We start from the raw sequence: 12,661 nt of genomic DNA on the forward strand, positions 1-12,661 counted from the left end.
GCCTCCGGGTGCATGACCACTCGACACGGCAGCCCCGCGCTGCGGGCACGCCGCGCCGCCCTGATCCCGCTCGCCCTAGCGAGCTCCGTCGCCGCGGTCACCGGGCTTCCGGCTCCTGCGGCCGCCGCCGCCGCCGACGACCCGGCCGCCGTCTGCGCCGCGATGGACGACGGCGTCCACCTGCGCATGGACGGCCGGGGCGACAGCCTGCTGACCACCTCCCGTGAGGAGGCCGATGCTGCCGCCTCCGGGCGGGGCTACACCGACGACGACGGCGTAGCCTTCCTCGCCGCAGCCGCGGCCGGACCCGGCAGCGAGCCCGTGCACCGGCTGCAGCACCCCGGCAGCGGCCGCACCGCGTACGCCCTGCACCCGGCGCGGATCGCGGCGCTCCAGGCGGCGGGCTACGTCCTGCAGGCCACCCCCGCCTTCCACGCAGTGGCCGACGCCGAGCCGTGCCTGGACCCGGTCTACGAGCTGGTGCGCCCCGGCGACGGGCAGCAGCGCCTCGCGGTGACGAAGGGCCAGCGCAAGGAGCTCGAGGCCGACGGGTTCCGCTACGTCGGCGTCGCGTTCCACTCCGGCACCGACCGGCAGTTCTCCATCGCCGTCATCCCGGACACGCAGCACGAGGTCCACGTCACCAAGGCCAACAACGTCTTCACCCACCGGGCCCAGTGGCTGTCGGACAACGAGGACGCGCTCGACCTGCGCTACATCACGCACACCGGCGACGTCGTCGACTGGGACACGCCGAACCATGAGCAGTACGAGAAGGCCAAGCCCGGCGTCGACATCCTCGACCGCACGGGCATCCCGTACTCCTTCGCCATCGGCAACCACGACACGATGGCCACCGACGTCGGGGGCAGCGCCCGCCCGGGCCAGGACACCCGCGCCAACCAGCGCATCACCGACACGTTCAACGCCTACTTCGGGGTCGACCACGTCGAGAACCTGCGCGGCGCCTATCAGCCGGGCAAGGTCGACAACATCTACACCACCTTCGCGGCCGGCGGCGTCGACTGGCTCGTGCTGCACCTGGAGCTGTGGCCGCGTACGGAGACGGTCCGCTGGGCGGACGCGGTGATCGCCGCTCACCCCGAGCACAACGTCATCGTCAACACGCACTCCTTCCTCACCGGCGACGGCAGCGTCTACCAGACCAACGGCGGCTACGGGGCGAACAGCCCGCAGTTCCTCTGGGACCAGGCGCTCAAGAAGCATGCGAACGTGCGCTTCATCCTGTCGGGCCACACAGGGCAGTGGGCCTACCGGGCGATGACGGGGGACCACGGCAACCGGGTGGCCGCGATCAACACGACCCTGCACGACACGACGCAGAACCCGACCCGCATCGTGCAGTTCGACACCGCCTCGGACTCGATGGCGAGCTACGTCTACCGGCCGTGGTCCCAGACCTACCTGACGACCGCTGCGCTCGACCTGGACCGGCTCGACCTCGTCGTCCCGGCCGAGGAGCGTGTCGAGCGCCTCACCGCGCGGGTCGTCGGGCTGCGCGACGGCGGCCGCCTCGCCCCGCACGTCGCCGCCTCGCTGCTCGAGCGGCTGGACCGCGCGACGCGCGTCCTCGCCGACGGGAGCGAGCAGCGGGCGATCGCGGCGGTGGAGCAGTTCGCGGCGCGAGTGCGCAACCAGGTCCGCGGTGACGCGGACGACCTGGCCGTGCGAGCCGAGCTGGACGCGGCCGTCTCCCGGCTGAGCAGCCTGCTCGCCGCCGTGGACGCGGCCGAGGCCACGGCGGCGAGCACAGCCTCAGCTATTTGACGGGCCCGCAAGCCGGCACGAGCCGCAGCCCCCGGGAGAGCCCTCGGGGGCTGCGGCTCGTCCGCTGTCTCATCTGCGCGCACAATGGGCACGACGCGGAGGGAGCGCCATGGCCACCGGCAGCACCGGCCTCGACGAGTCGGCCCTGCTCGCGACGCCGGCCCGGCAGCTGGCGCAGATCTACACAGCCGCGGAGCACCGGCCGCTGCCGGACGGCCGCGCGGACGGCATCTTCCTCTGGGCTGCCGGCACCCGTGCCGCCCGTCCGGTCGCGCGGCTGGTGTCCCTCGCGTGGCGCGGGAAGGTCGTCGACAACGCGCGATGCCGCGTCGTGAACCGCGTGACGCCGATGGGGCTGCTCGCGGTCCGCGCCGCGCTGGACAGCGGGCCGAGCCGCGCCGACGGCAGGACGAGCGTCGTCCTCGACTACTCGAGGACGTCGCTCGTCGCCCGGCCGGTGCGCGACGAGCTGCGCCTCGTCGCGCCGGGCCTCTACCTCGGCGCGGCCTACCTGTGGCGTCGGCGCGTCGCGTGGTTCACCCTGCGCTTCCCGAGCTGAGTCAGCGCGCGGTGTGCCGCCGGCTCGCCGTGACCGTCCCGCCGAGCCCACCGACGCTGGGCACCCGGACCCGGAGCACCGACACGCCCTTCGGCGGGGCCCACACGAGCGTCGCCCGGCCGTTCGCGCCGAGCCGGGCCGCCGCGCGCTCCACCCACGTGGTCCCGAGGAGCTGCTCGAGCCGGACGCGGGTGCCACGGGCGGCCCCGGTCACGAGGGCGGGGAACCGGGTCCGTGTCCTCGCCTTGCCGGTGCTGCGGGCGGTCCACTCGGCGACGGGCACGACCGTGCAGTTGCCGACCTCCGCCGTGGCGGTCGCGCCGGTCGTCGAGGTCACCTCGACGGTCAGGGCGGCGCTGACGCGCAGCGGCGCGCGTAGCTCGAAGCGGCCCTCGTGCAGCGTCCCCGTCGCGATGACCCGGCCGCCCGTCAGCAGCCGCACGGTGCCCTGCACCGAGCGGAGCATCAGGGTCGCCGTGCCGCGGACCGAGACCCACGCGCCGAACGGCAGCGGCCTGTCGCCCGTCCCGAGCTCAGCCGTCACGACGATGCCGCGCGGCACGACCGGAGCGACCGGGGCGGGCAGCGCCGCCGGGACCGGCACCGGGGCCTCGATGACCGGGGCCGGAGCGGGCGCCGGCGCGGCCGGCGCCGGGGCGGGCGCCGGGGCGGGCGCCGGCGCCGGCGCAGCGACGGGAGCGGGAGCCGGCACGAACGCGGGCACCGGCAGCGGCACGACCGGTGCCGCGACGGGGACCGGCAGGGCGGCCGGGACCGGCGCCCGCACGGCGGCGAGCGTGCTCGCAGGAGGATCCGTCACGTCCGCCGGCTGCGTGGTCAGCGCCGCTGAGGGGTCGACGAGCCCGTAGCCCGTCGCGTTGTCGAACCCCGGGATGGACAGGTCGTCGGCGGTGGCCTCCAGGTGGCGGCGGAGCTGGGCCGGTGTCAGCTCGGGCCAGGCGCCGAGGACGAGGGCGGCGGTCGCCGCAGCGTACGGCGTGGCCATGGACGTGCCGCTGAGCGAGGTGTAGCGCTTGCGGGGGTAGGTCGAGTAGATCGACGACCCGGGCGCGGCGAGGTCGATGTGCGCGCCGGTCGAGGAGGACGAGGTGCGCGCGTCGGAGGAGTCGGTCGACCCGACGGCGAGGACCGTGGGATAGGCCGCCGGGTAGGACACCGCGCTGGTGGTGGCGCCGTCGTTGCCCATGGCGGCGACGACGACCGCGCCCTGGTCCTCGGCGTAGCGGACCGCGCTCTCCAGCACGGGGTCCGACGTGGTGGAGCCGAGCGAGAGGTTGAGCACCCGGGCGCCGTGGTCGACCGCCCAGACGATGCCCTTCGCCACGTCCGAGCCCCAGGCGACGCCGTCGTAGCCGAAGACGCGCACCGGCATGAGCTGCGCGTCCGGCAGCAGCCCTGCGACGCCCGTGCCGTTGCCGACCTCGGCCGCGAGGATGCCCGCGACGTGGGTGCCGTGGCCATTGGAGTCGGTACGCCCGTCCCCGCCGTAGACCACGTCCGTGCCCGGGACGAGCACGCCGTCGAGGTCGGGGTGGCCGGCGTCGACGCCGGTGTCGAGCACGGCGACGACCGGGGGAGTGCCGTGCGGCAGGTCCCGCACGGCCTCGGCCTGCAGCCGGTCGAGCCCCCACTGGCGCCAGCGGTAGCTGTCCTGCTTGAAGGCCGCGAGGGTGACGTCGCGGCGGTCGACCGTGGTGGCGATGACGGCCGGCTGGGCCGCGAGCACCTGCTGCGCGACCGCCGCGTCCGCGGCGGCGACGTCCAGCGTCGCGACCTGCAGCCCGTCGTCGGTCACGGCGGACACGGCCAGCCGCGTCTCGGGCTCGCCGGCGCTCGGGAGCGCGTCCGCAATGGCCTCGGTGGCCACGGGGGTCAGCCCGGCGACGACATCGTCGGGCAGGACGGCGGCGGCCGCGACCCGGGCGCGGCCGTCGGCGGAGGTGTCGGCCAGCGCCGGGGCGGCCGGCACGCCGAGGACGAGGGCCGCGGGGACCAGAGTGGCCAGCACGCGCGTACGTCGGCTGCCGCCGGTCGCGCCGGGGACGAGGGAGGTTCGAAATGGAGCTGCCACGTCCGGAGGGATCGGCCGGCCCGGGACGAAAGGCGCGCCGCCGAACGGGTGAAAACCTCGCCTCAGTCGGAGTGCGGCGCGCTCTCCGGGTGCCGTGCCGCCCACGACCGGCCTCCGCGGTCCGCCCTGTGCGGCCGCCGCGGCGGTGGCTCGTCGTGGACCTGGCGCGGCAACGGCTCGCGCCCCGGCGGCTGGCGAGGCCGCGGCGGGGGCTGGAGCGCCGGGACGGGCCGGGTGACCGAGGAGCCCGGCGCCAGGGTCACAGGCTCCCCGTGGTGGAAGATCTCGAGCTTCTCCTCGTCGTGCCCCTCGGCCGGCGCCATGGAGTACGTCGCCTGTCGCCCGTCGGTCTCCACGCGGACGCGGCACCCGTGGTGGCGGACGGTGAACGCGAGCCGGCGCAGCCCGTTCGGCAGCCGGGGGGAGAAGCGAAGCGTCGCCCCCTCGTCGCGCAGCCCCCCGAAGCCGTCGACGAGGGCCACCCACACGCCGGCGAGTGACGCCATGTGCAGGCCGTCTCCCGTATTCGACTTCAGGTCGTGCAGATCGGTGAAGGCAGCTTCGGCGGTGTAGGCGTAGGCGAGGTCGAGATGGCCGACCTCGGCCGCGACGACCGCCTGCGTGCAGGCCGACAACGAGGAGTCACGGACGGTCAGGCCCTCGTAGTAGGCGAAGTTGCGCGCCTTCTGCTCGGCTGTGAACGCGTCACCGCGGCGGTGCAGCGCCATCACCAGGTCGGCCTGCTTGACGACCTGCTTGCGGTAGATGTCGAAGTAGGGGTAATGCAGCATGAGGGGGTAGTGCTCGGGCTCGGTGCTCTCGAAGTCCCACACCGCGAGCCGCGTGAACCCGTCGGCCTGCGGGTGCACACCCAGCTTCTCGTCGTACGGGACGACGACCGCCCGCGCACACCGCTGCCAGGCCTCGGCCTCCTCGTCATCGACCAGCAGCCGGCGGGCAGCGCCCGGGTAGCGGGCCACGGCGTCGGCAGCCGCCTCGAGGTTCCGCTGGGCCATGAGATTGGTGTAGACGTTGTTGTCCGCGACGGCGCTGTATTCGTCGGGGCCGGTCACCCCGTCGATGCGGAACTCGTCGACCGCCTCGTCGTAGTGGCCGAGCGACCGCCAGAGCCGGGCCGTCTCGACGAGCAGCTCCACGCCGATGTCCTCCGCGAACTGCTCGTCCGCCGTGGCGTCGCAGTAGCGCACGACGGCGTCGGCGATGTCGGCGTTGACGTGGAAGGCAGCGGTGCCGGCGGGCCAGTAGGCCGAGCACTCGGCGCCGTCGATCGTGCGCCACGGGAAGGCTGCGCCCGCCAGCCCCAGCTGGCGGGCGCGGTCGCGGGCCTCGGGGAGCGTGTCGTAGCGCCAGCGCAGGAAGTCCGACGCTGCGCCGGGGGCCGTGCGGGTCAGCGGCGGCAGCACGAACGCCTCGGTGTCCCAGAAGCAGTGGCCGTCGTAGCCCGGCCCGGTCAGGCCCTTGGCCGGGATGGGCCGCCGCTCGGCGCGGGCGCCGGACTGCAGGACGTGGAAGAGCGCGAACCGGACGGCCTGCTGCAGGGCGGGGTCGCCGTCGAGCTCGATCTCCGCGCCGTCCCAGTAGTCGTCGAGGTAGGCCCGCTGGTCGCTGAGCAGGCACTCCCAGCCGGTCTGCTCCGCGCCCGTCAGCGCCGCCGCGACCTGGTCACGCAGCGCGGGCACCGACCGCTCGGCCGACCACCCGTAGCTCACGAGCTTGACCACCCGGAGCCGCTGACCGGGCTCGAGGGCAGCGGTGAACGTCACTCTCGACAGGTCCGGGAAGGACTCGCCGCGTACGTCCACGTCGACGCCGTCGGGTGCGTCGAGCAGGTGGGACATGGCGGTCGCCACGCGCAGCCCGCTCTGCTTCGTCTCGTGCAGCAGCGCGCCCGAGGTCCCCGCAGCAGAGTGCTCGACGCTGCGCAGCGGGTTCTCCAGCGCCGACGAGACCCGCGGGTCGTCGTGCACCGGCCCGGGCAGCACCTCGTTCGCGACGAGCTCGGACTGGACCACCACGCGGGCTGCCGCGTCCACCGGCTCCACGACGTACTCGATCGCGACGATGGAGCGGTGGGTGAACGACACGAGACGCGTGGTCGTCACCCGCACGGTCCGGTCGGCGGGCGAGCGCCACTCCGCGCGTCGGGTCAGGGTCCCGGCCCGGAAGTCCAGGACGCGCTCGTGGAAGATGAGGTCGCCGTAGCGGACGTCGAACGGCTCGTCGTCGACCAGGAGGCGCATGATCTTGCCGTTGGTGACGTCGATGAGGCTCTGCCCCGACTCGGGATACCCGTATCCGGCTTCTGCATAGGGCAGCGGGCGCAGCTCGTAGACGGAGTTGAGGTAGGTCCCGGGCAGCCCGTGCGGCTCGCCCTCGTCGAGGTTCGCGCGCACCCCGATGTGGCCGTTGGACAGCGCCAGCAACGACTCCGAGCGCGACAGCAGCGGCTCGTGCAGCGCCGTCTCGCGCAGGCACCAGGGCTCGACCGGGAAGACGTCGTCCTGCTCGGGCAGGTGCCGGCGGATCACGCCTCCTCCAGCAGCTCGGACAGGTCCTGCACGACGACGTCGGCGCCGTGCTCCTTGAGCGCGTCGGCCTGTCCCACCCGGTCGACCCCGACGACGTGCCCGAACCGGCCGGCGTGCCCGGCCGCGACGCCGGCGAGCGCGTCCTCGAAGACCGCGGCGTGCTCGGGCGCGACGTCGAGCGCGGCGGCCCCGGCCAGGAAGGTGTCGGGCGCGGGCTTGCCGGGCAGGTGCCGCTCCCGCGCTACGACCCCGTCGATCCGCGCCTCGAAGAGGTTCTCGATGCCGGTCACCCGGAGCACCTCAGCCGTGTTGGCGCTCGAGGAGACTACGGCCGTGCGCAGCCCCGCGGCACGCGCCGCCTCGACGAAGGCGATGCTGCTGGAGTAGACCTCGACCCCGTCCTCGCGGATGCGCCGCTGCACGACCTCGTTCTTGCGGTTGCTCAGCCCGTTCACCGTTTCGGCGTCCGGCGGGTCGCCCGGGCTGCCCGCCGGCAGCTCGATCCCGCGAGAGGCCAGGAACGAGGCGGTCCCGTCGGCCCGCGGCTTGCCGTCGACGTACTCGTCGTAGTCGTCGGCCGCGTCGAACGGCACGAACGCCTCGCCGGTGCGCTCGGCCCGGTCGCGCAGGTAGGCGTCGAACGTCTCCTTCCACGCCGCGGCGTGGACCTTCGCGGTCTGGGTGAGCACGCCGTCGAGGTCGAAGAGGCAGGCTCGGATGGCAGGGGGGAGGGTCGGCCGTCCGTTTCTCATCGGGACACGCGTACCCAGGCTCCGGAACGGCTACCCGTCCGTGTGCCCCGATCGACGGCGCGGCTCATCCCGGCACCCGGGCTGCGTGGCCCAGCAGCGCCTGGGCCGCGGAGTCGAGAACGGCGAGCACCTCGGGGCTGGTGAGCGACTCGAACGAGCCGGCCGGCCCGTCGAGCGAGAGGCACCCGACCACACGCGGGACGGGGGAGGAGTCGTCGACCACCGGCGTCGCGACCACCACGGCGTACTTGTCGCGGACGTCCACGAACTCGTCGTAGGTCAGCCCCTGGCGGACGGCCTCCGGGACGAGCGTCTCCCACTCCTCCCGCGTGCACGGGAGCAGCGCGCGGTAGACCGCGTCCAGGTCCTGGGCCACGACCTGCCGCATCGCGACGCACGACCCGACGACCCCGACCCCGGGCCGCCAGTCGATGCCCGACGCGCCGAGGCGGTGGCGGGGGCGCAGCCGGTGGACCCGCCGGAGGCGTTCGCGCCGCCCCGCTCCGACGAGCCGGAGGAGGCCGGGCCGTTCCAGCCGGTAGGCCGCCGCTCCGAGGTCGCGGTAGTCGAGCCCGGTGGCGTCGGCCACCGCCCAGGCGGCAGCGGTGAGCAGCTGCTCGGCCCGCTCCCGCCGGGCGCCGAGCCGGCGCGTACGCCACTCCTGCACGGCTGCGGCGCTCGTCGACCCGGCGCTCAGCAGCGCCGAGGCCACGACCAGGACGACCAGCAGCGGCCGGGGCGGGGCCCAGGCCCCGACCGTGCGCAACGCCAGCGCGGCGACGACGACCGCGGCCACCACCGCGACCGACACCTTCAGCACGAGCAGCCAGAGTCTGTCCACCCCGTCACCTCCATGGCGACCGTACGGGCCACCGGTGACAGAGCCGGGCGCGCGACCGGCTGCCTGCGCTCCCCTCCCCGGGTCAGCCGCTGGTGTCCGCGCCGCTGCTCGTACTGCGGGCCGTCGTGCCGCCGTGCCACTCGAGCAGGAGGAGCGTCGCGTCGTCCTCGATGTCGTCTCCGACGACCTCGAGGAAGGCTTTCGACAGGTCCTGCGCGACGTTGCGCGGATGGCGGTCGGCGCTGTCGCGGAGGAAGGCGGGCAGGTCGAAGGCGCTCGCGCTGCGCTCGCACATCCCGTCCGTGATGAGGAGCAGGCGGTCGCCCGGCCGCAGCTCGAGCTCCTGGATGGTGAAGCTGCCGGAGCCGAGGCCGAAGGGAGGGTCCGCGGCCTGCGCGACGCTGGTGACCTCTCCCTCGCGGAGCAGGAGCGCGGGCGGGTGGCCCGCGTTGACGACGGTCGCCCGGGCGGCCTCCTTGCCACCGTCGTCGGCCTGCCCTTCCGATCCCGCCGCTGTGGTCAGGTCCACCTCCAGCAGGATGCCGCTGACGAACTGCTCCTCGCTGGCGTGCTCGGCGAGCACACGGTGTGCTGTGGCGGCCTGCTCGCCCAGGCTCGCCCCGGCACGCCGCGCGTTGCGCAACGCGCCGACCGTGAGCGTGGCGAGCAGTGCGGCGTTCATGTCGTGGCCGACGGCGTCGGTGATGGAGACGGTCAGCCGGTCGGCCGAGGCGATGTAGTCGAACGTGTCGCCTCCGGCGCTGGCCGAGGGCTCCAGCCAGCCGGCGAGGCTGAAGGCGCCGCCCTCGCAGACGAACGCGCCCGGCAGCAGCCGTCGCTGGATCTCCATCGCCAGCGTGAAGTCCGAGGAGCGCATCGCCGTCTCGTACGCGTCCGTGTGCCGCTGATTGGCGACCAGGACGTAGCCCAAGGCGTGTGCGACGGCGCGCAGCTGCTCGGCGAGCGACTTGTCCAGCCGCTGCGCCGATTCCGACGCCTCCTCGGCCCCGTCCGGTGGCAGCGGTCGGTCCCTCCCGTCGTCCTCCGGCAGGTCGACGGCCAGGACCCCCAGCGCGTCACCCCGCACGGTCACCGGCACGTACGCGCGCTCCTCGCGGGGGTCGACCAGGAGCTCCTGCTCGCGCCAGGCCCGGCCCGGCACCGTGCGGTTGAGGTCGAAGCGTTGGGCGTCGTCCACGTGGTCGAGCAGCGCGTTGCCGGCCGCGTCGGCGATCAGGAACGACACGTGCCCGGTGCCCAGGGCACGGGCCAGCTCCTCCGCGGCCGCGGCGACAGCAGCCGACGGCGACGCGTCCTCCGCTGCGGTGAGAAGGGCCGAGATGTCGACATCGTGCGTGCTCGTCATCAGCGGGTAAGCATGACACGTCCCAGCAACGACCACGCCCGGCTGTGGTCAGAAGGTCACGGGGTGTTGCTCCCGGCGTCGCCAGAGCCGTCCGGTCGGCTCCCGGGACGGACGGCTCAGCGGCCCGGAAGCACGCCCTCCCGCCTGTCCGACTCGCCGGCACGGTCGGCCGCGGAGTCCCCGGAAGCGGGGGGCGCAACGGCCGGCTCGCGGCGCAAGGCCTTGACGAGGGACGCCAACGCGGCGAGCAGCACGAACGCGAACGGGAACGCCGCCACGATCGATGCCGTCTGCAGCCCCTCGAGCCCGCCCCCGACGAGCAGGACAGCGGCGCTCGCGGAGATCACGAGGCCCCAGGCGATCGTGACGCTGCGGTGCGGGTCGCGCCCGCCCTCGGTCGTGAAAGCGCCCAGCACGAAGGTGGCCGAGTCGGCACTGGTGATGAAGAAGGTCACGATCAGGATGACTGCTCCGACCGCCGCGACGGCGCCGCCCGGCAGGCCCGCGAGCAGCGCGAAGAGCTGGGACTCGGTGCCGAGCCCGCTGAGGCTCCCGCCCGAGTCCCGCTCGGCGAGCACACCGGCGCCGCCGAACACCGCGAACCAGAGGCCGCTGACCAGGGTCGGGACGGCGAGCACGCCGACCACGAACTCGCGGATGGTCCGCCCCCGGGAGACACGGGCGATGAAGCTCGCGACGAACGGCGACCAGGAGATCCACCACGCCCAGTAGAAGATCGTCCACCCGTTGATCCACGTGCTGCGGTCCGCGTCGAACGGGCCGGCCTGCAGGCTCATGGTGGGCAGGTCGGTGAGGTAGCCGCCGAGCGTCGTGGTGAACACGCCGATGAGTGCGTTGGTCGTCCCGCTGGCGAACAGCACGAAGCAGAGCAGGCCGAGCGCGAGGACGACGTTCGCGGTGGAGAGCTACTTGATGCCACGGTCCAGGCCGGACAGCGCTGACAGCAGGAAGAGCACGGTGACGACGGCGATCACCCCGAGCTGGACGCCGCTCGTGACCGGGATGTCGCCGCGGAGGGCGGCCAGCCCTCCATTGACCTGCGCGGCGCCGAGCCCGAGCGAGGTGGCCACCCCGAACACGGTGGCGACCACCGCCGCCACGTCGACGGCCCGGCCGAGCGCTCCCTCGGCACGACGGCCGAGCACGGGCCGCAGTGCGGCACTGACCGTGGCCGGGGCGCCGGTGCGGTAGCGGGCGTAGGCGAGCGCGAGCGCGAGCACGGCGTAGATGGCCCAGGGGTGCAGGCCCCAGTGGAAGAACGAGTAGCGCAGCGCCTCTCGTGCCGCCTCGGTCGAGCGCGGGTCGGCCGCCGGTGGTGCGGTGAAGTGGGCGACGGGCTCGGCCACCCCCCAGAAGACCAGCCCGATGCCCATCCCCGCGCTGAAGAGCATCGCGAACCACGCGCGCGTGGAGTACTCCGGACGCTCGTGCTCGCCGCCGAGCCGGACTCTTCCGAAACGGGACGCGGCAAGGCCGACGACGCAGACGAGCAGTGTCGTCGCCGTCAGCAGGTAGAACCAACCGAAACGATCGACGAGGAAGCTGCGCGCCGCCTCCGCGGCCTCGACCAGGAAGCCCGGGGAAACGGCTCCCCAGGCGACGAACGGCAGGACGATGGCCAAGGAGGCCCAGAAGGCAGGGGTCACTTTCCGCACGGGCAGGTTTCCTCGCGTCGTCGGCAGGTGCTAGACACCGTTGCTTGTAGCAACCGCGAGTTCAACGAGCAAAGCCGGGTCGCAGCTTCCGGCTGTGACACTTCACACGAAGCGGCCGCGCCCTCGGTGAGGCCCCTGCCGATCCACGTGCGGCGCCGCGAACCGAAGCCGGCACCCCTCGCCCGGTCAAGAACGCCGGGCCTCCTTCGATTCTCCGCTGTGCCTCGGGGTACGCCGCTGTCGACGGCAGCGACGCTGCGGCGGCACCGCCGCGACCGCTGTCCGTCGGTCCTGCCACCCACCTGCGCACGAGGAGAGCCGTGACTTCCACGACCCAGTCGATGATGGATGCCTACCCTGCCGACATCAACCTGGACAGGGGGAAGCTCGCCGCCGCCATCGAGGCACTGATCGCCTGCAGCGAGGCGTGCACGGCGTGCGCCGACGCCTGCCTCAGCGAGAGCTCGGTGGCCGAGCTCACGAAGTGCATCCGCTCGGACCTCGACTGCGCGGACATCTGCGCGACGACCGCGCGAGTGCTGTCGCGGCACACTGCGTACGACGCCAACATCACCCGTAGCGTCCTCGAGGCCTGCGCGACCGCCTGCAAGAGCTGCGGTGACGAGTGCGAGCGCCACGCCACCATGCACGACCACTGCCGGATCTGCGCAGAGGCGTGCCGCAACTGCGAGCAGGCGTGCCGGGGCCTGCTGGCGACCATCAGCTGAGAGCCAGGCACGGGAGTCGCGCGAGCCCCGACGGGAGACTGCTCAGGACGCTGATCCCAGTGCCGGCCAGGAGCACCTCGGCGGGGCCGCCTCAACGCTTCCGGGTCGATGGGTCGGCGGCGCGCGCCGCGCTCTTCGCGGTGGGCGTCCCGCGCTCGATCCCCGGCTGTCCCTCGGCGTCCCGCTCCTGGGGTGGGGCGCCGTCCGGACGGGGGCCGGAGATGTGGTGGCGATGCGCCCGCGGGCGCTCGTCCGCTCCGGCGTGCTGCTCGCCGGGCCCGCCCGCAGGTGCTCGGTCGTCATCGGTCGT

General features: G+C 73.8%; 8 protein-coding genes and 1 pseudogene. 3 read left to right on the forward strand and 6 right to left on the reverse strand.

All coding sequences use genetic code 11. The features are described 5' to 3' along the window. Positions 1-12: 12 nt before the first annotated feature. The gene (locus G9H71_RS10345; protein ID WP_166281437.1) at positions 13-1,788 is read left to right on the forward strand and encodes a metallophosphoesterase; all 1,776 of its coding nucleotides are present in this window, start codon (positions 13-15) and stop codon (positions 1,786-1,788) included. Between the two features lie 109 nt (positions 1,789-1,897). Then, positions 1,898-2,347, forward strand: coding sequence for a hypothetical protein (locus G9H71_RS10350; protein WP_166281439.1), 450 nt, complete (start codon positions 1,898-1,900; stop codon positions 2,345-2,347). 1 nt (position 2,348) lies between these two features. Here G9H71_RS10350 and G9H71_RS10355 read toward each other — a convergent pair whose 3' ends face one another. The 6 genes and pseudogenes from G9H71_RS10355 to G9H71_RS10380 form a co-directional block, all read right to left on the reverse strand. Beyond that, positions 2,349-4,376 carry a S8 family serine peptidase gene (locus G9H71_RS10355; protein ID WP_166281441.1) on the reverse strand — a complete coding sequence of 676 codons (2,028 nt, stop codon included), beginning with the start codon at positions 4,374-4,376 and terminating at the stop codon, positions 2,349-2,351. 125 nt (positions 4,377-4,501) lie between these two features. Then, a complete protein-coding gene (locus G9H71_RS10360) occupies positions 4,502-6,988 on the reverse strand; it encodes a glycoside hydrolase family 65 protein (RefSeq protein WP_331272890.1) in 2,487 nt (828 codons plus the stop codon). After that, a complete protein-coding gene (locus G9H71_RS10365) occupies positions 6,985-7,740 on the reverse strand; it encodes an HAD family hydrolase (RefSeq protein WP_196791933.1) in 756 nt (251 codons plus the stop codon). Before G9H71_RS10365 ends, G9H71_RS10360 begins: the two co-directional genes overlap by 4 nt. 64 nt (positions 7,741-7,804) lie before the next feature. Beyond that, a complete protein-coding gene (locus G9H71_RS10370) occupies positions 7,805-8,581 on the reverse strand; it encodes a hypothetical protein (protein WP_166281443.1) in 777 nt (258 codons plus the stop codon). A gap of 82 nt (positions 8,582-8,663) precedes the next feature. Further along, positions 8,664-9,947, reverse strand: a complete 1,284-nt coding sequence (locus G9H71_RS10375) for a PP2C family protein-serine/threonine phosphatase (RefSeq protein ID WP_166281445.1) — start codon at positions 9,945-9,947, stop codon at positions 8,664-8,666. 116 nt (positions 9,948-10,063) lie between these two features. Beyond that, positions 10,064-11,623: pseudogene (locus tag G9H71_RS10380) on the reverse strand (BCCT family transporter). 341 nt (positions 11,624-11,964) lie between these two features. Here G9H71_RS10380 and G9H71_RS10385 point away from each other — a divergent pair. Then, positions 11,965-12,351, forward strand: coding sequence for a four-helix bundle copper-binding protein (locus G9H71_RS10385; protein WP_166281540.1), 387 nt, complete (start codon positions 11,965-11,967; stop codon positions 12,349-12,351). The last annotated feature ends 310 nt before the right edge of the window (positions 12,352-12,661 follow it).

This window comes from Motilibacter deserti (genome assembly GCF_011250635.1).
GTDB classification, from domain to species: domain Bacteria; phylum Actinomycetota; class Actinomycetes; order Motilibacterales; family Motilibacteraceae; genus Motilibacter_A; species Motilibacter_A deserti.